Source organism: Pseudoalteromonas sp. SD03, from assembly GCF_040937955.1.
GTDB lineage: Bacteria > Pseudomonadota > Gammaproteobacteria > Enterobacterales > Alteromonadaceae > Pseudoalteromonas > Pseudoalteromonas tetraodonis.
Window position 1 is genome coordinate 1,066,549 of record NZ_CP162514.1, and the last position, 21,203, is coordinate 1,087,751.

Annotated in this window: 18 protein-coding genes and 1 pseudogene; 8 read left to right on the plus strand and 11 right to left on the minus strand. The window is 40.7% G+C overall.

The window, feature by feature from the left end:
• Window positions 1–77: 77 nt before the first annotated feature.
• The 3 genes from yghU to ABZP26_RS04975 all read right to left on the minus strand — a co-directional run bounded on the left by yghU (window position 78) and on the right by ABZP26_RS04975 (window position 2,343).
• A complete protein-coding gene (gene yghU / locus ABZP26_RS04965) occupies window positions 78–920 on the minus strand; it encodes a glutathione-dependent disulfide-bond oxidoreductase (RefSeq protein WP_036956827.1) in 843 nt (280 codons plus the stop codon).
• A gap of 18 nt (window positions 921–938) precedes the next feature.
• Window positions 939–1,544, minus strand: coding sequence for a rhomboid family intramembrane serine protease (locus ABZP26_RS04970; protein ID WP_036956828.1), 606 nt, complete (start codon window positions 1,542–1,544; stop codon window positions 939–941).
• A gap of 115 nt (window positions 1,545–1,659) precedes the next feature.
• Entirely contained in the window at window positions 1,660–2,343 is a 684-nt protein-coding gene (locus ABZP26_RS04975; RefSeq protein WP_036956829.1) for a type 1 glutamine amidotransferase domain-containing protein, read from the minus strand.
• Between the two features lie 156 nt (window positions 2,344–2,499).
• On the opposite strand from ABZP26_RS04975, the gene ABZP26_RS04980 reads away from it, so the two are divergent.
• Window positions 2,500–3,417: a LysR family transcriptional regulator gene (locus ABZP26_RS04980; protein ID WP_033103835.1), complete on the plus strand. Its 918-nt coding sequence runs from the start codon at window positions 2,500–2,502 to the stop codon at window positions 3,415–3,417.
• Window positions 3,418–3,423: 6 nt separating this feature from the next.
• On the opposite strand, the gene ABZP26_RS04985 is transcribed toward ABZP26_RS04980, so the two are convergent.
• The 4 genes from ABZP26_RS04985 to ABZP26_RS05000 all read right to left on the minus strand — a co-directional run bounded on the left by ABZP26_RS04985 (window position 3,424) and on the right by ABZP26_RS05000 (window position 8,715).
• Complete coding sequence (locus tag ABZP26_RS04985; RefSeq protein ID WP_028835409.1) at window positions 3,424–4,158, minus strand: dienelactone hydrolase family protein; 735 nt, start codon at window positions 4,156–4,158, stop codon at window positions 3,424–3,426.
• A 71-nt stretch (window positions 4,159–4,229) separates the two neighbouring features.
• Window positions 4,230–5,555 (minus strand): glycerophosphodiester phosphodiesterase family protein, encoded by a 1,326-nt coding sequence (locus tag ABZP26_RS04990; RefSeq protein ID WP_290191266.1) that lies wholly within the window; start codon window positions 5,553–5,555, stop codon window positions 4,230–4,232.
• A gap of 69 nt (window positions 5,556–5,624) precedes the next feature.
• Complete coding sequence (locus tag ABZP26_RS04995; protein ID WP_290191267.1) at window positions 5,625–6,479, minus strand: DMT family transporter; 855 nt, start codon at window positions 6,477–6,479, stop codon at window positions 5,625–5,627.
• Window positions 6,480–6,579: 100 nt separating this feature from the next.
• Complete coding sequence (locus ABZP26_RS05000; RefSeq protein ID WP_036956833.1) at window positions 6,580–8,715, minus strand: M3 family metallopeptidase; 2,136 nt, start codon at window positions 8,713–8,715, stop codon at window positions 6,580–6,582.
• Between the two features lie 340 nt (window positions 8,716–9,055).
• Between ABZP26_RS05000 and ABZP26_RS05005 the strand changes: the two genes are divergently transcribed.
• The 6 genes from ABZP26_RS05005 to yegD all read left to right on the plus strand — a co-directional run bounded on the left by ABZP26_RS05005 (window position 9,056) and on the right by yegD (window position 16,054).
• Window positions 9,056–9,928 (plus strand): mechanosensitive ion channel family protein, encoded by an 873-nt coding sequence (locus tag ABZP26_RS05005; protein WP_013464439.1) that lies wholly within the window; start codon window positions 9,056–9,058, stop codon window positions 9,926–9,928.
• A gap of 348 nt (window positions 9,929–10,276) precedes the next feature.
• Window positions 10,277–12,565: a TonB-dependent receptor gene (locus ABZP26_RS05010; protein WP_028835403.1), complete on the plus strand. Its 2,289-nt coding sequence runs from the start codon at window positions 10,277–10,279 to the stop codon at window positions 12,563–12,565.
• Window positions 12,566–12,680: 115 nt separating this feature from the next.
• Window positions 12,681–12,980, plus strand: coding sequence for a hypothetical protein (locus ABZP26_RS05015; protein WP_024602851.1), 300 nt, complete (start codon window positions 12,681–12,683; stop codon window positions 12,978–12,980).
• A 96-nt stretch (window positions 12,981–13,076) separates the two neighbouring features.
• Window positions 13,077–13,733 carry an HAD family phosphatase gene (locus ABZP26_RS05020; RefSeq protein ID WP_036956834.1) on the plus strand — a complete coding sequence of 219 codons (657 nt, stop codon included), beginning with the start codon at window positions 13,077–13,079 and terminating at the stop codon, window positions 13,731–13,733.
• Window positions 13,734–13,767: 34 nt separating this feature from the next.
• Window positions 13,768–14,610 (plus strand): DNA ligase, encoded by an 843-nt coding sequence (locus ABZP26_RS05025; protein ID WP_036956835.1) that lies wholly within the window; start codon window positions 13,768–13,770, stop codon window positions 14,608–14,610.
• Window positions 14,611–14,689: 79 nt separating this feature from the next.
• Window positions 14,690–16,054, plus strand: coding sequence for a molecular chaperone (gene yegD, locus ABZP26_RS05030; RefSeq protein ID WP_036956836.1), 1,365 nt, complete (start codon window positions 14,690–14,692; stop codon window positions 16,052–16,054).
• A 4-nt stretch (window positions 16,055–16,058) separates the two neighbouring features.
• On the opposite strand, the gene ABZP26_RS05035 is transcribed toward yegD, so the two are convergent.
• The 4 genes and pseudogenes from ABZP26_RS05035 to ABZP26_RS05050 form a co-directional block, all read right to left on the minus strand.
• Window positions 16,059–16,523 (minus strand): methylglyoxal synthase, encoded by a 465-nt coding sequence (locus ABZP26_RS05035; RefSeq protein ID WP_013464445.1) that lies wholly within the window; start codon window positions 16,521–16,523, stop codon window positions 16,059–16,061.
• A 15-nt stretch (window positions 16,524–16,538) separates the two neighbouring features.
• On the minus strand, window positions 16,539–17,171 hold the full coding sequence (locus ABZP26_RS05040; RefSeq protein ID WP_033103913.1) for a LysE family translocator: 633 nt from the start codon (window positions 17,169–17,171) through the stop codon (window positions 16,539–16,541).
• A gap of 145 nt (window positions 17,172–17,316) precedes the next feature.
• A pseudogene (locus tag ABZP26_RS05045) lies at window positions 17,317–19,090 on the minus strand (S8 family serine peptidase).
• Window positions 19,091–19,315: 225 nt separating this feature from the next.
• Window positions 19,316–20,491 (minus strand): multidrug effflux MFS transporter, encoded by a 1,176-nt coding sequence (locus ABZP26_RS05050; protein ID WP_013464448.1) that lies wholly within the window; start codon window positions 20,489–20,491, stop codon window positions 19,316–19,318.
• A gap of 184 nt (window positions 20,492–20,675) precedes the next feature.
• Here ABZP26_RS05050 and ABZP26_RS05055 point away from each other — a divergent pair, with 184 nt between their 5' ends.
• A complete protein-coding gene (locus tag ABZP26_RS05055; RefSeq protein ID WP_036956837.1) occupies window positions 20,676–21,149 on the plus strand; it encodes a hotdog fold domain-containing protein in 474 nt (157 codons plus the stop codon).
• Window positions 21,150–21,203 lie beyond the last annotated feature (54 nt).

A 21,203-nucleotide genomic window follows, 5' to 3' on the forward strand; every position in this document is an offset into this window, starting at 1 on the left:
TATGATTCAGTTTCATATTTTATTAATGGACATAAAAAAGCCAGCTAAGCAGCTGGCTTATTGAACTGTTTTGACTTTTATTTAAAGTCTTGGGCCGTGTGGCGCTCTGCCATTTGCTCTTCTTCCGGGCCCCACGTACGATTAACGCGACGACCTCGTTTTACGCCTGGGCGTGCAGCCACTTGTTTAGCCCAACGAACCACATGGGTATAAGATGCAACATCTAAAAACTCTGCCGCGTCGTATAGGTCACCTAAAACCAGTGAGCCATACCACGGCCAAATAGCAATGTCGGCAATTGAATATTCACTGCCTGCCATGTATTCATTGTCACTTAAATGGCGGTTTAGTACATCAAGCTGGCGCTTAGTTTCCATGGTAAAGCGGTCAATCGGGTATTGCATTTTACTCGGTGCATAACTGTAAAAGTGGCCAAACCCACCGCCTAAGTAAGGTGCTGAGCCCATTTGCCAAAATAGCCAGTTACGACACTCTGTTTTGGCTTTGAGATCGTTAGGAATAAAGGCATCAAATTTTTCGCCTAAGTATTGTAAAATAGCACCTGACTCAAATATGCGTGTTGGCGGTATGGTTGAATGATCCATCAGCGCGGGTATTTTTGAGTTCGGGTTGATATCAACAAAGTCAGAGCCAAACTGATCGCCTTCACCAATATTAATTAAATACGCATCGTATTCGGCATCGGTTAAGCCAAGCTCTAAAAGCTCTTCAAACATAATACTAACTTTTTGGCCATTGGGTGTTGCCAGCGAATAAAGCTGAAATAGATGTTCGCCAATCGGTAATGTTTTGTCATGAGTAGCGCCTGCAATGGGGCGATTTATACTAGCAAATTTACCACCACTTTCATTGTCCCATGTCCATACTTTAGGCGGGATGTATTTGTTGTTTTCACTCATAAATAACCTCTATCTTTATTAAACGCGTGTTTTAGTTGTTGCTTGCTGATTTTTTAATTTATCTGCTTTTGCTAGTTTATAACCTAAAAACAATCCACTTAATGCACCAAAAAAATGGCTCTCAAACGAGATATGAAAACGCTGCGGTAATACGCCCCAGATAAAGCCACTGTATAAAAATGCTACGATAACAGCGATAAAAATCGATTTAAATGAACGTCTTACAATGCCATAGCATAAAATAAAGCCCCACAAACCATAGATGACACCGCTTAGACCCACATGAATATTACTGCGGGCAAACATCCAAACTAATAAGCCACCTACTAAAGCGGTGAATATAAATACACTATAAAAGCGCTGTACGCTGTACTGGCAAACTAACCAGCTTAATACAGCAAATGGCAACATATTACTGGCAAAATGCCACCAGCTACCGTGTAAAAAGGGAGCACAAAGAATACCAACCAACCCTTGAATACTTCTGGGATAAATACCTAAACCGTTTAAATTAATGCCAGGTAGGCTATTAATAAGCTGCAATACAAAACAAATAATAATAATGCTAAAAATAGCAAAACGGGTACTGGTAATAAGTGAAAGCGTGTTTGGTTTAGTGGCCATAGTGTGATCCTAATTTACCGAAAGTGTTGCCAGTATAGGAATTGTATAAGGTAATGAAAAGCAATTAAAAAAGCACAGCATAAAATGCTGTGCTGATTTGAGTTGTTGGCTGCTATTAACCTAGTTTAGTTAATAGCTTTTTAGCTGCAAGTTCTGAGCTTGCTGGGTTTTGACCGGTGATCAATAAACCATCTTCTAGAGCAAGTACGCCCCAGTCATCGGTTTTTTGGTAATCGCCACCTTTTTTGATAAGTTCGTCTTCAACTAAAAATGGAACTATGTCAGTAAGTTGTACAGCAGCTTCTTCGCTGTTAGTAAAGCCCGTTACTTTTTTACCGGCGACTAATGCATTGCCATCAGCGTCTTTAACATTTAAAAATACCGCACTTGCATGACACACGCCAGCGACTGGTTTTTGCTCTTTAATAAAGCTTTCAATGAGCGATACAGAATCGGTGTTATCGACTAAATCCCATAAAGGGCCGTGACCACCAGGGTAAAATACGGCGTCGTAATCAGAAGAGTTTACTTCGCTTAAAACCTTGGTATTTGCCATCAGTGTTTGTGCACCACTGTCTGCATCGTAACGTTTGGTTGCCTCAGTTTGAAAATCATCAAGTGTACTAGTTGGGTCAATCGGTGGCTGACCGCCGTTTGGAGAAGCCAATGTTACTTCAATACCTGCATCAACAAATGCGTAATAAGGGGCTGCAAATTCTTCTACCCAAAAACCAGTTTTTTCGCCTGTGTTACCAAGCTCTGCATGTGATGTAAGAACCATTAGTATTTTTTTAGCCATGTAAGGTATTCCTTATGATGATTTAAATTAATTAATCTTGCTTGGTAAATACTATATGCACTAAGAGAGCTTTAAACAACGATGATAAATTTAACTTAATTGATTCAATAATTGATACAATAAGAGGGTTGAAGTTAAAACCGCATTGGAGCACCTATGAAAGTCTCGTTTGAACAGTTAAAAAGCATGGTGGTATTTGCACAAATTGTAGAGCAGGGCAGCTTAACTGCAGCGGCAAAACAATTAGGGCTGACCCGTGCCGTAGCGAGTTATCACTTAAAAAAATTAGAAACACAGCTCGAAGTGACGCTACTTAACCGTTCTACCCGCACTATGGCGTTAACCGAAGCCGGAATGGCCTATTATGAGCGTTGCCGTGTTATTACAGAGCAAGCTAATGCCGCTAATCAGCAAATAGAAAATATAAAAAGTGAACCTCAAGGGCTATTAAAAATAAGTTGCCCAGTAAATGTAGGGATGCAGTTAATTGTACCGGCAATAAATACCTTTAAACGTCAGTACCCTAAAATTGATATAGATTTACAGCTAACTGATGATGTGGTGGATATTATTAAGCACGGGTTTGATTTTGCAATTAGAGGGGTTGCACTGCGCGATTCGAACTTACAAGCCACTAAGCTCACCACTATGAGTACCTGTATTTGTGGTGCGCCCGATTATTTTGCGCATTTTGGTAAACCCACTACACCCGATGAGTTGGCAAAGCATCAATGGGTGGTTTATCAATTAGGCAGTAAAACGCTGACCTTACAAAAAGAAGGAAAAAAGGTCGATATTACAATGCAAGGTAGTTTAAGCACCAATAACGCTGCTGCACGCACTGCGTTTGTAGAGGCGGGGCATGGTATTGGTCGTATTCCACTTTATGATGCATGGCCAAAAGTACAAGCGGGTTTGCTGCAAATTATACTCGATGATTATAAAAGCAAAGACATTGAGCTTTATGGGGTGTTCCCGCCTGGGGCGGCGGGCTCTAAAAAACTGCGTTTGTTTATTGATTATTTAAAAGCGTATTTTGTAAAGCAACATACCGCATTAGGTATGCTTAAATAATAGCGCTTAAAGCACTCGGTTAAACAAAGCAACGGCTTGCTGATACATGGTGATAGCAAGTGCTGCATCGTACCGCTCGCCTTCATCACGCATAAAGGCATGTTGCGCGTTCACTTCTTGCCATTGGTAATTAATACCCGTACTAACCGCTTGTTGATAAATTTTGTCGCGACCTTGTTGTGGCACATGAGGGTCTTGTTTTCCCCAAATAAAGTGGATTTCACCTTGTATATCGGCCATACGTTCAAATGAATTATTCCCTTTTTGTGCGGGAAGTGTATCGCTATGAATATCAGTGGCATATAAGCAAAAAGCAGCTTTTATTGCGGGGTTTAATGCGGCCCTATACGCTAAATGCCCACCAATACAAACACCCATTGCACCCACAGAGCCAGTACAGTAATCGTGTGTTTGCACAAAGTCGATTAACGCTTGGGTATCGCTGTCGTGAGATTCAAGCGGTTTTGCCCATTTATCGTTATTGCCTTTATCTTTACCCGCATCATCATAAGCAAGCACTGTCCCGATAGGGTTAAGCTCATGAAATACTTCTGGCACAAGTACCACAAAACCATGACTTGCTAAAATAGCGGCGCTGCGAGCAATAGGCGCGGTTTGCTGAAAAATCTCAGAGTAAAAAATAATGGCTGGGAATTGCCCGTGAGCGTGTGGGCGATAAACCGTAGTGCGCATTAACCCCGTTGGGGTAGGCAAGTCAGCATGGTGGTGTTGGATGATCATAAAAGTGCTCAGTTAAATAATATATAAAATATATGGTAACTGAGCACGATAAAATAAACACGCCTTAAAGTTTAAATACTTGCAGGCATGTTATTACAACTAGCATAGTAACTTACGGTTGCTGGCCAATCGGAAAAGATACCCATTACACCTACGTCTTGCGCTAACACATCAACCACAGTGAACATATCGCCATCGTTATCTATAACATCACTAATTGACTGATAATAATAACCGCCACCTTGATTTAGAGGGCCTGAGCGCTCAAGACTCCATGCAATGATATTAAGCCCCGCGGCTTTAGCGTCAATGGCATACTGTGAGGGGACAATATTACTGTTGTTATCTATGCTTAATAGCATCCATATGGGTGGCGCAATAATTTTAACGCCGTCGTTTACGAGCTCTGCCATAGATGGCTGCCATGTTGCAGCGTTGTTTGGATCAAACCCTGCATTGCTGTCGCGCCCATCTAAATAGACACTCTGCGCTGCAAATTCAGGATTAGTATTAATCCAATATTCTACGTCGGCTAAATTAAATGATTGCGGATACACTCGCGAGGCGGGTACATCCATTTGCGTGTATTCATCCAGCATTTTTTGTGCGTATTGCGTTTGGGTCATACCGTTAAAAGGCATACTTACTTGAGGGGATTTAAGCTCTGGGGTCATTTTTACTCCCAGCTCTTTAAAGAGTGCAATACTTTGTTTGTGGGTCATGAGTGTACCAGAGGTGGCGTATAAGTCAGTGCGCCAACTGGGTGTACCTTTCATGTAATCGCTAACATTGGTGGCACTGGTGTTTGCGCCATCCATCTTGCCCTCAAGAGTTAAAAATTCTGCCAAACTAATATCACTGGTACAACATTTAGCTGAAGCAGGCGTGCCACTGTTAGAGTTTGCTGGGGTAAATGGCTCACTACATTTAGCAGCCAATGTTGGAATGGCTAAAATATTGGTGGTGGTGTGCAAGTCGCACTGAGAATGACGACATACTAGCTCTTTATCATTGGTAAAGGTTACATCGCATTCGACAACACCTGCTCCCATGCGAGCGGCTGCAATATAAGATTCTTTAGTGTGTTCTGGGTATTGCATTGGAGCACCGCGGTGACCAATTGAAAAATCAGTACGATAAAAAGGACCATCCTTGCACGATTCTAATTTTGTTTTTAGTGCGCTGCTAGCCATATCGTCAACTAGGTAGTCTGGGCGAGTACCTAGTTGAATATTAGTGCCTTGTGCTACTTCAACAATAACCGGGGTAGGTACTTCAACAATTTCAACGTCAGTGTTGGTAACAACCACTTCTTTTTCGACTATTTTTACATCGTCATCACAGCCAGTAAGTGAGCTTAATAATAAAAAAGTTGTTAGAAAAGGTATGCGCTTCATTATTTGTCCTTAAAAATAAAAGTGGACGCTACCTTACTAATTATTAATGACAATTTCACTACAGAGTGATTAATTTGCTGATTTAGTCATTATTTGGTTTACCACTAAGGCAACCAGCATCACTCCCCCGCCAATGCTTAATCTAAGTAGGTCAGCGTCTCGATTCCAAATAAGCACATTAACAATTATACCGGCAGGAATAAGTAAGTTGTTCATCACCGCCAGCGCACCAACATTGACAAGCGTCGTGCCTTTATTCCACATAAAGTAGCCTAAACCAGAGGCCACAATACCTAAATAAATCAGTATACTCCATTGAGTTGAGGTACTTGGTAATTTGTTAAGATCACCAAATAAGGCGTAACAGGCGCTTGCAACAATTAGTGCGCCAATAAAAAACCAACCAAATACGGTTTTATCATCGAGTTGTTTATTAAGCATTAATCGTTTGTAGGTTACTTGGCCGATGGCAAAACTAATATTAGCGCCTTGAACCAGTAATAATCCGACTAAAAAGTTACTGTCTAAGTTTTCATAACGAATGGTAATAGCCCCTAACACGGCAATAAACGCGACGATAAAAAACTGCGGATTAAACTGTTTATTTAGCGCATCGTTTAAAAGCGTAATGTAAAGCGGGGTCATTACAGTAAATAATAGCACTTCAGGCACACTTAAAAACAAAAATGAGTGGTAATAAAAGCCATACATAACCCCCAGTTGCAGTGCGCCTATCAGCATGAGTTTACATGCAAGCGGGGTGGGGATTTTCTTTAAAAAAGGCAAAAATACTAACGCTGCTAAAGCCACACGAATTAGCACACTAAACCACGCATCAACTTGGCCTGCTAAATACACACCAATTAAACTAAACGAAAACGCCCAAAGAAGGGTAACTGCAAATAAATAGCCCATAACACTCATCTTGTCTTAAGTAAGGGTGTCAGTTTATCTGTTATATATTGTTCTATAAACAATAAAAGCCCGCAAGCGGGCTTTTATATCAGTTGATTAAAAATATTAATTAATCAACTAAACCACGGCGCTTAAGCAATGCATCAGTCGTTGGTTTTTGGCCTCTAAACTCAATGTAGCTTTGCATTAAGTCACGGCTATTACCTTTTGATAGGATCTCTTTACGGAACTTATCGCCATTTTCGCGCGTTAAGCCACCGTTGTTTTCCATGTGAGCAAACGCATCGGCTGCAAATACTTCAGTCCACAGGTAAGCGTAGTAACCTGCTGAGTAACCACCTGCAAAAGTATGGCTAAAGTAGTTTGATTTATAACGCGGCGGAACAGGGTAGTAATCAATACCATGTGCCTTTAATGCGTCACTTTCAAACTGCTGTACGTCAGTTATTTTCTTATCAGAACCAAATGAATGCCATTCCATATCCAGTAGTGCTGCTGCTAAATATTCAGTGGTACCAAAACCTTGGTTGAACTTTTGCGACTCAAGTACTTTATCAAGTAGTGCTTGAGGAATTGGCTCTCCAGTTTTGTAATGTTTAGCGTAGTTAGCAAGTACCGTTGGTTCAATCATCCAATCTTCGTGTGCTTGTGATGGAAATTCAACAAAGTCACGTGCTGTTGCAGTACCTGCTAGGCTTGGGTATTTAACGTCAGAGAATAAACCGTGTGCCGCATGACCAAACTCGTGGAACATAGTTGATACTTCGTCAAACGTCATGAGCGTTGGCTCGCCTTCAGCCGGCTTTGGAATGTTTTGTGCGTTGTAAATAACAGGTTTAGTGCCTTTTAAGCCGCTTTGGCTTACGTATGCACTCATCCATGCACCGCCACGCTTACCTTCACGTGCATATGGGTCCATGTAAAATAAACCAATGGCGCTGCCATCGGCGTTAAATACTTCAAATGCCATTACATCGTCGTGGTAAACCGGCAGGTCTTTACGCTCTTTAAAGGTAATACCGTAAAGTTTTTCCATAGCGAAGAACAGGCCGTTATGGATAACCGACTGCATTTCAAAATAAGGCTTAACTAAGGCTGGATCTAGGTCGTATTTTTCAGCGCGTACTTTTTCTGCGTAGAAAGACCAATCCCATGGTTTAAGTTCAAAGTTTTCACCCGAATCATTAATTACTTTTTGAATTGCTTGTGCTTCTGCTTTCGCTTTTTCAACGGCTTTTGGCGCTAAGTCATCTAAAATGCCGTACACGTTATCAGTAGTTTGCGCCATGCGTGAAGTCATTACATAAGAAGCCCAATCTTTAAAGCCTAACAGTTCTGCTTTTTGTGCGCGCAGGTTAGTTTCTTTAATAATGATAGGGCCATTTGTTTTAGCAGCACGATTGGTTGATGCTTTAAAAATTTGCTCACGTAGTTCGCGATTTTCAAGGCTTGCTAAAATAGGCTGTTGCGTGGTGTTCACTAAGGTGATCATGTAGCCATCTTTGCCTGCTTTTTCAGCAGCGGCTGCAAGACCGGCAATTTCACCTTCAGATAAACCCGCTAATTTGCTTTTATCTGTTACTAAAATGACATCTTCTTTAAACGATTTTAATACGTTTTGAGAAAACTCAGTTGATAGTTTTGCAAGCTCTGCGTTGATTTCACGCATTTTTGCTTTTTCAGCATCGTTTAATTTTGCACCGGCTTTTACAAACTGTTTGTAGTAAAAATCGACTAGGCGTTGATCTTCAGCGCTTAACTTATCTTTATTGTCGTATACCGTTTGTACACGTTTAAACAATGCACCATTTAAATAAATGTCATCAGAGTGAGCCGAGAAAACTGGCGCCATTTTTTTATCAATACGTTGGTATTCATCGTTTGAAATAAGGCCTGATAGGTTATAAAACGCAGCTGATGCGCGGTTTAGTAGCTCGCCTGCCAGCTCCATTTCAACTAAGGTGTTTTCAAAAGTGGCTGGCGCTGGGTTGTTGGCAATTGCCAGTATTTCTGCATTGTGCTGTGCAATACCTGCATCAAATGCGGCTTCGTATTCAGTCGTACCAAACTTATCAAACTCAGGTGCCATGTATTGAAGTGGACTTGGTTTGAACAATACATTGCTTGCGTTAATGTCTTGAACTTGCGCTGCGGTTTCTTGTGTTGTTTCTTTAGTGCTCTCAGAAGAGCAGGCAGATAATAAAAGTGCACTAGCAATCGTAGTGGCAATCAGTGTTTTACGCATAATAACTCCATAGAAAAAATAGCCGAAATAGGCTTAGTGAGTCGAAAACACAGTTAACTTACCAAATTTTGACTTATATACAACAAAGTTTATCGATTTAAAACAGGATTTAAACGCAAATTAGATTGCAAAAACAGCTTTAGTAGATAAAAGCAGCAGTAAACAGCCCAAATTACCCCAAGGTCAATGCAAGCATGTCGACACGAGGCAATCACGGTTGTTTTACCGTCATTATTTTAAACAGACTGTTACTTATTTAATTTAACCACATGCTAGACTCACTCAATTATTAGCATTTACTGATTTACTAACTGCTAGCTTATTTTTATATGGAATAATCATGAATATAGAACAAATTAACGACATACTAGGTTTTGTGCTGTTTAGTTATAACGACGTACATATTACGGTTGCTAAAGTCATTCAAGTCCCACTGATTTTATTTACTATGTGGTTTGTGGTTACACGTATTGGTAAATTGATTAAGAAGTCATTACTTGCTCGAAAAATGAGCCCAGATGCAGTGCATTTATTCACGCGTTTTTATTTTATTTTAAGCATTGCGATTTTACTTTTTACCTCCCTTGAGGTGCTCAACATTCCACTAACCGCATTTGCCTTTGTATCGGGTGCCATTGCCATTGGTGTGGGGTTCGGTGCACAAAATATTATTAATAACTTTATTAGCGGTTGGATATTAATGTGGGAGCGGCCAATCCGTATTGGCGATTTTCTAGAAGTTGGCACTGCAAAAGGGGTGGTTGAAACTATTAACACTCGCTCTACCCGCATTCGCAGAAACGACGGGGTGCATATGTTGATCCCTAATAGCCAGTTATTAGAAAATACGGTTACAAACTGGACGCTCATTGATGGCAATGCGCGCTCGTCGGTAAGCGTAGGCGTAGCTTATGGCTCTGATGTATTACTGGTTAAAAAGTTAATTCAGCAAGTATTAGATGAACATGAAGCAATATTAACAACGCCCCAATCAACGGTGTTGTTTGATGACTTTGCCGACAGCTCGCTGGTCTTTAATGCTATTTTTTGGGTGTGCGCTGAATCTGAAACTCGCTTAAGACAAGTGCGCAGTGATATTCGCTTTAGTATTTATGAAGTGTTTGAACAACACGATGTGGTGATTGCATTCCCGCAGCGAGATATTCATATTGATGGTGAAATTGCACTGACGCGTTCATTAGTGAAAAAGTAGTATTTAAAAAAGTGCCGCGTTATTTGCTATATTTTTTAACAATTCATTGTAAGGACATATGTCCGCTTTTTGGTTGTTTAGTTGCTAAAAGTACACTAAAAGTCGGGATAGTGCGCTTAAGTGTTAAAAATAAGTTTATATTTTTAACACTCAGCATGCGGTAAATTAATTACAGCATGGTATAATCTCGCGCATTCAGTCAGCCTTATTTATGCCGTTTTTGTACTCTCGGTAATAAGGTCCGCGCCGCATAGAGCAAGTCGCGAAAAATTGACTGAATCCGTAATTATGTAATTGCGCAACACATCAACCGTTGAACAAGAGTGCACTAAAAAGGTTAACCCCGACATGAAAGCAATGAAAAGATCTACGTTAGCAACCCTTATCAATGCAACGTTGTTCTCTGCCGTAGCAGGTACGTCAATTTCAGCCCTAGCTGCTGAGCAAGAAACTACTGCTAAGAAGAACCAACTAGAAGTTATTCAAGTTACTGCTCGTAAACGAGTAGAAAACGCTCAAGAAGTGCCTGTTGCTGTTTCAGCCCTGCAAGGCGACAGTTTAGATGCTTACAGCTCAGCTGGTATGGATATTCGTTTTATGAATGCGAAAATCCCAAGTTTATCTATTGAATCTTCATTTGGCCGTTCATTCCCACGCTTTTATGTACGTGGTTTAGGTAACACTGATTTCGATTTGAATGCTTCACAGCCTGTGTCACTTGTGGTTGATGAAATTGTACAAGAAAATGCTATTTTAAAAGGTTTCCCTGTATTTGACGTAGCCCGTGTTGAAGTGCTTCGTGGCCCACAAGGTACCTTGTTCGGCCGTAATACGCCTGCTGGACTAGTTAAATTTGATACCGTTAAACCAAGTCAAGAATTTGAAGGTTATGGCTCTGTATCATATGGTAGCCGTGGCGCAGTTGATTTTGAAGGCGCTGTTGGTGGTTCATTAACAGACCGTTTATCAACGCGTGTTTCAGTACTTTGGCAAGACAAAGACGATTATATTGATAATCGTGCACCGGGCTTTGAACAAAAAGATGCCTTAGGTGGTTACACTGAACAAGCTGCACGTATTCAATTTTTATATGAAGGTGACGATTTCACTGGATTATTTAACTACCATGTCCGTGATTTAGATGGCTCTCCAATTGCCTTTCGTGCCAATACTATCAAGCCTGGCACTAACGACTTAGTTGATGATTTTGAAAATGATGTGGTTTACCACGATGCCGCATCGCGTGCGACGCAACAAGTGGAATCACAAGGTGCAAGCCTTAAACTTGAGTGGGACTTAGCTAACCACACAGTAACGTCAATCTCTGGTTGGGAAAGTGCAGAAATTTACTCTCGTGCTGACATTGATGGTGGTTACGGTGGATTCTCTATCAATGATGTTCCAGTAGCTATGGGTCCTGGTTTTATTCCTTTTTCTTCAGAAAGTGCTGATGGTATTCCAGACCAAGACCAATACACGCAAGAGTTACGTTTATCAAGCAACTTTGCTGGCGATGTAAATTACCAGGTGGGTGTTTTTTACTTCGACGAAGCATTAACGATTGAAAACTTTAGTTATGATACGGCTAATAATGGCGTATTAAATGGTTTTGTTAGCCAACAGCAAGACACTAAAGCATGGGCTGTGTTTGGCTCAGTTGACTACACCATTACTGATGATTTAAAAGTAACAGCAGGCCTGCGTTACTCTGACGATGAGAAAGAGTTCTCAGCAAATCGTACGCTTAGCCCTGTAGGTGGTGCTGCTACTTACATTGAAAAAAATGTAAGCGATGATCACGTAAGCTGGGATTTATCGGCTAACTACAAAGTCAATGATGACGTAAACTGGTATGGCCGCATTGCTAACAGTTTCCGTGCACCGAGTCTTCAAGGTCGTATCTTATTTGGTGATGAAGTAACCGTTGCTGATTCAGAGACTGTTACTTCGTTTGAAACAGGTATTAAATCTGATGTGTTAGATGGCCAAGGCCGTGTTAACGCAACGGTATTTTATTACACCATGGACGACCAACAGCTAACGGCTGTAGGTGGTGGTGCTAACTTTAACCGCTTATTAAATGCTGATAAAACAACTGGCTACGGTTTCGAAATTGATTCTGAGTGGGTGTTAACGGATGAGCTAAATGCCACGTTTAACTTAAGCTACAACAAAACCGAGCTTAAAGACAAAGATTTAGCCGTTGCTGTGTGTGCACAATGTACTGTTACTGATCCTACGTTCCAAGTACCAGGTGCATTTGGTCCTGAAGACCGTGCTATTTTAGATGGTAACAGCTTACCGCATGCTCCAGAGTGGATCTCTAACATCACACTTCGTTACACTAAAGAACTCGCTGAAGGTGAATTCTTCACTTACGCAGATGTGTCGTACCGCAGTGAAATTGACTTTTTCTTATATGAATCAGTTGAGTTTGAAGGTAAGCCATTAACAGAAGTAGGCCTACGTGCTGGTTATGCATGGGCACAAGGCGACTACGAATATGAAGTATCAGCATTCGTGCGTAACCTATTTGACGAGCAACAAGCAATTGGTGGTGTTGATTTCAACAACAACACAGCAATGGTTAACGAAGAGCGTTACATTGGTGCTGAATTTAAAGTTAACTTTTTCTAATCGAAAAATTTAACGTTAAATTGTAATTATTGATAAAAGCCTGCCTAGTGCAGGCTTTTTTATTTTTGTAGAGCTGCTAAAGTAGCGCTCATATGTTTATTAAAGAGAAAAAGTAATGGCTGGATTTTGGAATTACCGTGTAATTTTTTGTGAAGCAACCAAAGATGAAGCGGCGCAATATCAAATACATGAAGTGGAATATAACCTAAATGGTAAAGTAACTAACTGGTCAGAAACGGGGGCAGCGCCGTTTGGTACCACTTTAGATGAGCTAAAAGATGATGCTGAGCGCTTAAAAACCGCATTTGAAAAACCCGTACTTAAAGTGATGCGCAAAGCCCGTGGTTACGAGTTAGTTGATGTAGACACAGGTGAAGACGCTTATGCTGAGCCACCAGCAGGCTTGACCGAGTAACATAAATTAATTAAAGGTGCTTAGGCACCTTTTTTATTATTCAGAGCATAGGCTGATTAGCTAAACAGCTAAACAGCTAAACAACAAGGAGAAAGTATGTCTATTGAAGCGGTATTATTTGATATGGATGGCACGTTAGTTGATTCTGAAAGTGTTCATTATACCTGCTGGAGCCAATTACTTGCGTCTTTTGGTGTGCGTTATGACGAAGATGATTTTTGCCAGCGCTTTTCTGGGCGCCCCACAATTGACGCTGCAAAGGAAATAGAACAAACCCATAACTTGTCTGTGAGTAGTCGCTATTTAGCGGATGAAAAATACCGTTTGTTTAGCAAATACGTTAAAACCAATTTACCGCCTTTAATGCCTTATGCTGCAGATATTTTATTCGCAGTTAAAGAGCAAGGCTTAAAAATGGCGTTAGTAACAGGCAGCGCACGCCATGAAGCTGAGCCAATACTAAAAGGATTAGGGTTTTATGATTTATTTGATACGGTGGTTACAAAAGACGATGTAACCAATCCAAAGCCTGCCGGTGATCCCTATTTATTAGCACTTAAAAATATGCAGGTCGCTGCAAAAAATGCGATTGCCGTTGAAGATACCTTCACTGGCGTAACAGCAGCAAATAATGCAGCCTTAGCCGTTGTAGCGATTGCTAATAAGCACACCGAGCAGCACGACTTCAGTAAAGCAACACAGCAAATGGATAACCTTGAAGAATTTTGGCAATGGCTTCAATCTCAACTATAGTTTAAGCCATATTTAAATTTGCAAGGATGCAGTTATGGTTACTATTCAAAGATACCTATTTATTTTTTTAACGCTTTTTAGTGCGAGTTTATTAGCGCAATTGCCGCAGGTGCAACTCGCTGATGTTTATGATGAAACTAAGCATAACGATATTCGCCAATATTTGGTGAGTGAAAAGTTTGACGGCGTTAGAGCAATATGGACGGGGAAACAATTTGTTACCCGCCAAGGTAATCCAATTAATCCTCCAAAGTGGTTTACCGCCCCTTTGCCTGATGTTTGGTTAGATGGTGAATTATGGACCAAGCGGGGTCAATTTTCTGTTCTCAGTGGTATTGTTAGAACAAAAATACCCGACGACTTACTCTGGCAAACAGTGACTTATCAAGTATTTGATATGCCAGATACAAGCACGCCTTTTCATCGTCGCTATCAAAATTACCTGTCACTCATTACTAAGTTAAATAGCTCACATATTAAGGCGGTTAAGCAATATCAATTTAGCGACAATCAGCAACTAAGTGATTACTTTAATGAGGTCACCAAACAAGGCGGGGAGGGCGTTATGCTTCATTTAGCAGAGGCTAAGCATACGAGTGGTCGCTCTAGTGCATTGTTAAAACTCAAACCTTATTTGGATGCTGAAGCGCTAGTTATTGAATATTTACCAGGTAAAGGTAAATACACAGGTATGCTCGGGGCATTGCGAGTGCAAACCAAGCAAGGCGTAACCTTTTCTATTGGCACGGGCTTTAGTGATGAAGAACGCAAGCGTCCGCCAGCCATTGGTTCAACAATCACTTATCGATACCACGGATACACTAAAAATGGTTTACCGCGTTTTGCTAGCTTTTTGCGAGAAAGACCCGAAAAATAAAGAGTGTAGGCCAATTCAGTATATATTTTTTAGCAATTATGCTAAATTGCGCGGCCTTTTTGGTAATGTTTGGTGATCTATGTTTGTTGGTTTTGATTATGGTAGTTCTAATTGTGCTATGGGTGTTTTAAACGAAGAGCGTGTTCAGCTCATCCCTTTAGAGCAAGGCAAACATTATCTTCCATCAACTTTATACACACATCATAGCGCCTTAGTCGTTGATTTTGTTGCGCAGCATTTGCAGGGCTCAGAGCATGAGCATGCCTATAAAACCGCGCGCCAACCCTTACTTAATACACTCCCGCGAATTAAATCAGACCTAGACTTACAAGCCGGCGACGACACTCTATTTATTGGCCGTGAGGCAATTAGTGAATATGTGCAATTTCCTGAAGAAGGTTATTTTGTAAAATCCCCTAAATCATTTTTTGGCGCAACGGGCTTAAAGCAAGGGCAAATCAATTTTTTTGAAGATATTGCCACAGCAATGATTTTAAAAATAAAACAACGTGCTGAATTATCGTTAGGGTATACGCTGAGCCAAACTGTTATTGGACGCCCAGTGAATTTTCAAGCGGTCGGTGGTGAGCAGTCAAACCAACAAGCCGTGGGCATTTTAACACGCGCAGCAAACCGAGCGGGCTTTAAAGATGTTGAGTTTTTATATGAGCCACTCGCGGCTGGGATTGATTATGAAAGTGATTTAACGCAAGACCAAAAAGTATTGGTGATTGATATTGGCGGTGGTACCAGTGACTGCTCATTTGTACAAATGGGGCCAAGTTTTAGGAATAAGCAACAACGAGATGCAGACTTTTTAGCGCATAGCGGAAAGCGAGTAGGCGGAAACGATTTAGATATTGCTTTGAGCTACCATGGTTTAATGCCGTTACTCGGGCTTGGCAGTTCGTTTAAGTCAGGTTTACCACTACCTAATCAACCATTTTGGCAAGCTTGTAAAATTAACGATGTGAATTTACAAAGTCAGTTTTATAGTGCCCAGCATTATCGTGAACTCAGTGCGCAGTTACGTGATGTCAGCGCCCCTGAACTTTACAAACGACTTATTCACTTACAGCAAAATAAGCAAGGTCATCAATTAGTTCAACAAGCTGAAGCGGCTAAAATTGCATTAACATCCGCAAATAGTTTTAATTGTGATTTAGCCTTTTTAGATAACTCATTAAGCAAAGATATTTCAGTCGCTGATTTAGCGCTTGCTGTTGACGATAGCATTAGTCAGATTGTTACCTTGGCTAAACAGGCAATTACTGATGCGAATACCAATCCCGATGTGATTTACTTAACGGGAGGAAGTGCACAGTCTCCATTAATTAAAGCGGCGTTGAGTGAGCATTTAGGCAACATAAAAATGGTGAACGGTGATCACTTTGGTAGTGTAACTGCTGGCCTTACTAAATGGGCCAGCATGCTTTATAAGTAAGCTACTATAGAGATATTTGTCGGGTTGCGAGGTACTTTTCGTAATCTGGCAGTGTTCGCTCAAGCTCTATATCCATTAATGGTGAGCTAAGTAGCATATCGGCACTCACTTCATTACACGCCACAGGAATATTCCACACAGCAGCTAAACGTAGCAGAGCTTTAACATCAGGATCATGAGGTTGCGAGGCTAAAGGGTCCCAAAAAAAGACTAATACATGTATTTCATGCTCCGCTATTTTCGCCCCGAGTTGTTGATCGCCGCCCATAGGGCCACTTAATAATTGAATAACATCAAGCCCTGTTGTTTTCTCAATTAAATGCCCAGTAGTCCCTGTGCCATATAAAGTGTGTTTACTTAGAGTGGCCTTATGTTTTTCGCACCATAACTTAAGCGCGGCTTTTTTGCCGTCATGTGCTACCAAGGCTATATTTTTTTGCGCAGGTAGAGATTGTATTTTTTGATCCATGCTGATTCTTATTAGTTAGAGTAATAAATTGATAGCCAAGGCAATAAATACAATGCCTGTGAACCTATCAATCCAGAGCTGGCTATTTGGGTGATTTCTAAAAAATTGAGCTATTTTATCGCCGAAATAAATATACGTGCAGTCAATCGGAAAAGCAAAGATTGGATAAAGTAGCCCAAAAAATGCCAGCTGAAAGGTTGCAGATGACAAGCTAGGGTCAACAAATTGTGGGATAAAAGCAATAAAAAACAAAGCCACCTTAGGATTAAGCACTTCTGTCATCATGGCTTGAAACATGACATTTTTGTTTTTATTGGTTGTAACATGCGGTTTATCGCTTTGCTCACAAGATGGTGGCATAAACGTGCCTTTAAGCATCATAAAACCTAAGTAACATAAATAGGCTGCACCTGCATATTGTACGCTGGCATAGGCTGTTTCAGAGGCTTTTAAAATAGCACTTAAACCAATAACTGCAAAAAATGTATGTACTACGCCACCTAAGGCAAAGCCAAAAGCACTTTGCATACCTGCTTTTCGCCCATTAGCAAATGTTTGTGCCATTAAAAACGCGTTTGATGGCCCAGGCGCAACGGCCATTAAAAAGCTGGCGAGTAAAAATGAGAGCAAAAAGTCAGGGTTGATCATTAAATAGTACGAAAAAGAAGTGGTAAGTGATTTTATCAAGCAAATACAAAAATAAAAAGCGGGCATATTGCCCGCTAAGTTGAGGATACTAAGTTGTTATAAAATTAGCCGTTATACTTTTAAACATAACGAAGTGCTAAATTTATTAAAAACTAACGGTGATATTATTTGAACACACCGTAGTGCTCAGCGCTTCACATACTTGATATGTATACGTACCACCCCCTTTAGTATTTATACTGTCGGTGTAGGCATTATTATTTGCAGTGGTAATGACTTTGCTACCATTGCGGTAGATATCAACTTGGCTTGTTGCTGCGCCATTCCAACTTAAATCAACAAATTTAGTGCCTTTTGATTTGTAACCTGAAGCGCTAAGAGAGATATCATCTACGCCTGGCTCTGGATCAACACCACCAGTATCGCCACCCGTACAGCCGTTTGCTGTAAGGTAAGCATCAGCGTCTGCCGCTTTTACAATACCATAGCCAAAGTAATCCTCACGACCAGCAGCCCCTTGATCTTGCGCAGTTGCTTTTAACGCATCGCGAATTTCTGTGCCTGTACAGTCGCTATGGTTAGACCATACTAGCGCAGCAATACCTGAAACCGCAGACGTTGCCATTGACGTTCCACTCATAAAACCATAATCAGTTGCGCCAATATTAATTGTCACGTTTGTACTAGCAACTAATGCGCTACGATCTTCAAATGCAGCGCCTACAGCAGGAATTGAAGTATCGTTGGTATCACCTAGTGTTGCGTATAACATGCCGGCTTCATTGTTAATAATAACCGCACCTAAACCGCCTGAGTTTTCACAGTTAGCAACTTTGTCGTAAAATGAAACAACGCCGCGGTCAATCATACATACTTTACCAGCCGCTGCTGGATCAACTGTTTCGCCGGTCCCCATAAAGTAGGCACTCGCCGTGACTTGACCTGCATTTACCATTGCTGATGAATTTTATGCTGTGCCATCGGCTGACATACTCGCTGCTGTAGCCATACCTGCAGGGTAGGTTGATAGCGTATCAACACCACCGGCTGTTACTTCTACACAAATGGTTTCATCGTTTGTTGCACGTTTACCACGACCTGATGAACAACTTGGGAATTGTGAAAAATCAGCAATTTGATTATTGGCATCATTAGCACCAACCATCATTACCCGCGGCAGCAACAACAAGGCCGCCTGCATTAGTAAAGTTAGCAAACGCATTTGATTCTGTACTGTTTGAGCCGCCGCCCCCTAAGCTCATACTAATAATGTTCGCACCTGCTTGAGAACATAAATCGGCCGCTTGAGCTAAATCAGATGAGTAACCCCAGCCTGATTCGTTAAATACTTTAATAATGTGCATTGCCACACCCAGTGCCATACCCACAACACCGAGGTTATTATCTGCAGCACCAATTGTACCGGCTACATGCGTCCCATGTGGGCCGTCATTATCAAACCAATTACCGGTGATGTTGCCCCAAATAAAGTCAGGGTTTGAGCTATCTAAGCCGGAATCGATAACACAGACTTTCATGCCTGCATTGGCATCAAAAGTTACTTGATCAACCTGTGATTGATAAACGGCATAAGGCGTAATTTGCTGCTGCATTACATCGCCTACATCATCGTTAAATAATGGCATAGGTACACGCTTATGATCTTCTTCAATGAGTTTAATATGTGGGTTGTTGAGTAGGCCTTTTAAGCTACTTAAATCTTGACCAGTAAATTTTGCGGCAATAAATCCATTACCATCTACTTTAATCTCACCACCTAGTTTTTTAGTAAGCGCTTTAACAACACCTTTTTTATTATTATCAACTTGAATGATGAAGCGATCGTTTGCAGCATGGGCAGTTCCGGCTGCAAAAATACCAGTAAGAACTAATGCTAAGGCGAGTTTATTCTTTTTCATATTATAATATCCTAGAATTAATTGGTTAACTTTCTGTTAACTTAAACCAGCATTAAAATAATAAAAAGCAAAAAACAAGGTGTTTTATCTACAAAAACGAAATTATTTAACTAAAAATTAATTATTTTTAAACAAAAAATATATGTTTTGTTTGGATTAGGGGCGGCTAATCAAGTAGCACCTGAATTAGCCAAAATGAGAGAAGTATTGAAAATGCGTTAGTCGCTAAGCATATTTAGCATAACGAAACAGTAAATAACAAAAAGGAATTAATAATAGAAAGTGCGTACCAATAAGCTCTGGGGTTGATAAGTTTAAGTATTGAGTAATAAAAACCAATAAGCTTGCTCCACTCATTTGCATTGCTCCCAAAAGAGCAGAGGCGGTGCCAGCTTGTTTAGGAAATAAACTCAAAGCACGCCCAGCGGCAGAGCCAAGTGTTAAAGCAAAACCAAATGCTGCAATGAACATAGGGATCATTAATGCCAATGGCGTTTTATATTGGCTTAATAACAACATAAGTAAGCCGGCACTCACTAGCACTAAAAGGCCTATTTTTAAGGCTCTTTTAGGTTGGCGTTTAATGTAAATAGGCATAATAAAACTAGCAAGAATACTAAGCACCGCATTGAGCGAGAACCAAAAGGTAAAGTCGGCTACGCTGCCACCTAATTCAGTAATGAGCCAACCGGGAGCCAGTGTTACAAACACCAATATTGCTGACATAGTGACCATACATAACAAGCTATTAAATAAAAATAATGGGGTTGAAATGATGGGGAAAAAGCGTCTTAAATCTAAAATATGCCCCTGGTAATGACTGTCTGCTGGTCGTGTTTCCCTAAACAAGAATAAGGTGACAATAAACCCCAGTAATGCAAAACCGGTTAAAAATAGAAAGTTCATTTGCCAACCAAACTGTACGGTTAGCCAAGCACCTAAAATAGGCGCTAATGCTGGAATAAAGCAAACTATACCGTTTAGATAGGTAATTATTTGGCCACTGCGTTCACTACCAAACTTATCTCTTACTATTGCAAAAGCGACAACAAAGGTAGCGCACGCGCCTAACCCTTGAATAGCACGAGCAAACATCAGTACTAAAAAGCTAGGAGCATAATATGCACCCAATGCCGCCAGTCCATACAAAGCGACCCCAGTTAAGGCGACGGGCTTTCTGCCAAAACGATCAGCGAGTGGACCTGCAATTAACTGCCCCAAACCAACAGTAAGCATAAAAATAGCCACCGTTTGCTGTACTTGCTTTTCGCTCACTGAGAATTGCTCTGCGATAGTGGGAAAGGCAGGTAGGTAAATATCAATGCCCATCGGACAAAAAATGACGAGTAACGCTAAGATAAGTAATAAAGTAAAATTGGGTTTAGCGGGCTGTGTATGCATCAGGTCTCCTTTTGTCGGTATTTTAAGTGGCGACTGATGAAAAAGAAAGGGCTTATGGCCGATGTATCAGCCAACTTACCTACTTTTAACCTTATTATGATTATTTTTGTTTAAGTATCACACTTCTTTAAACTGATCCGATGTGTTAATTTGCTTTTTAAGCAAAGACAATGGAAAAATAATAATGAGTAATGAGTCTGCATTAATAAAAACATGGCATAAATTTAAAAAGTGGCCATGCGGTAACTGGCTTTTCAGTAAAGCCGTGTGTTTCAAGGCGCCTTATTTTGGCTCTATGAAACCCACTATTTTAGATTTAAAAGCAGGGCACTGTAGTGCAGTGGTTAAAAACACACGCCGTGTACATAATCATATTGGAACAATTCATGCGATTGCTCAATGTAATTTGGCTGAGCTGTGTGCGGGAGTGATGGTGGATGCGACGGTACCGCATAAAACACACCGTTGGATACCTAAAGGTATGACAGTACACTATTTAGCTAAAGTAGACACAGACGTTACCGCGATTGCTGAAATTGAGTTACCTCATCAATGGATTGATAAAGAAGATTTAGTGGTGCCGGTAAAGCTTTATAATACCCGAAATGAGTTGGTGTTTACTGCAGATATAACCATGTACATCACAAAGAAGAAGTAATTGCTAAATTATATTTTTATATAAAGTATTAAAAACAATGGTTTAGTTTATTGA

Coding starts and splice junctions, on each gene's coding strand:
- ABZP26_RS04980 (WP_033103835.1), top strand. CDS start 2,500: ATGAAAGTCTCGTTTGAACAGTTAAAAAGCATGGTGGTATTTGCACAA.
- ABZP26_RS04970 (WP_036956828.1), bottom strand. CDS start 1,544: ATGGCCACTAAACCAAACACGCTTTCACTTATTACCAGTACCCGTTTT.
- ABZP26_RS05010 (WP_028835403.1), top strand. CDS start 10,277: ATGAAAGCAATGAAAAGATCTACGTTAGCAACCCTTATCAATGCAACG.
- ABZP26_RS05055 (WP_036956837.1), top strand. CDS start 20,676: ATGAGTAATGAGTCTGCATTAATAAAAACATGGCATAAATTTAAAAAG.
- ABZP26_RS05040 (WP_033103913.1), bottom strand. CDS start 17,171: ATGATCAACCCTGACTTTTTGCTCTCATTTTTACTCGCCAGCTTTTTA.
- yegD (WP_036956836.1), top strand. CDS start 14,690: ATGTTTGTTGGTTTTGATTATGGTAGTTCTAATTGTGCTATGGGTGTT.
- ABZP26_RS04975 (WP_036956829.1), bottom strand. CDS start 2,343: ATGGCTAAAAAAATACTAATGGTTCTTACATCACATGCAGAGCTTGGT.
- ABZP26_RS05025 (WP_036956835.1), top strand. CDS start 13,768: ATGGTTACTATTCAAAGATACCTATTTATTTTTTTAACGCTTTTTAGT.
- ABZP26_RS05035 (WP_013464445.1), bottom strand. CDS start 16,523: ATGGATCAAAAAATACAATCTCTACCTGCGCAAAAAAATATAGCCTTG.
- ABZP26_RS05020 (WP_036956834.1), top strand. CDS start 13,077: ATGTCTATTGAAGCGGTATTATTTGATATGGATGGCACGTTAGTTGAT.
- ABZP26_RS05015 (WP_024602851.1), top strand. CDS start 12,681: ATGGCTGGATTTTGGAATTACCGTGTAATTTTTTGTGAAGCAACCAAA.
- ABZP26_RS05005 (WP_013464439.1), top strand. CDS start 9,056: ATGAATATAGAACAAATTAACGACATACTAGGTTTTGTGCTGTTTAGT.
- ABZP26_RS04985 (WP_028835409.1), bottom strand. CDS start 4,158: ATGATCATCCAACACCACCATGCTGACTTGCCTACCCCAACGGGGTTA.
- yghU (WP_036956827.1), bottom strand. CDS start 920: ATGAGTGAAAACAACAAATACATCCCGCCTAAAGTATGGACATGGGAC.
- ABZP26_RS04995 (WP_290191267.1), bottom strand. CDS start 6,479: ATGAGTGTTATGGGCTATTTATTTGCAGTTACCCTTCTTTGGGCGTTT.
- ABZP26_RS05050 (WP_013464448.1), bottom strand. CDS start 20,491: ATGCATACACAGCCCGCTAAACCCAATTTTACTTTATTACTTATCTTA.
- ABZP26_RS05000 (WP_036956833.1), bottom strand. CDS start 8,715: ATGCGTAAAACACTGATTGCCACTACGATTGCTAGTGCACTTTTATTA.
- ABZP26_RS04990 (WP_290191266.1), bottom strand. CDS start 5,555: ATGAAGCGCATACCTTTTCTAACAACTTTTTTATTATTAAGCTCACTT.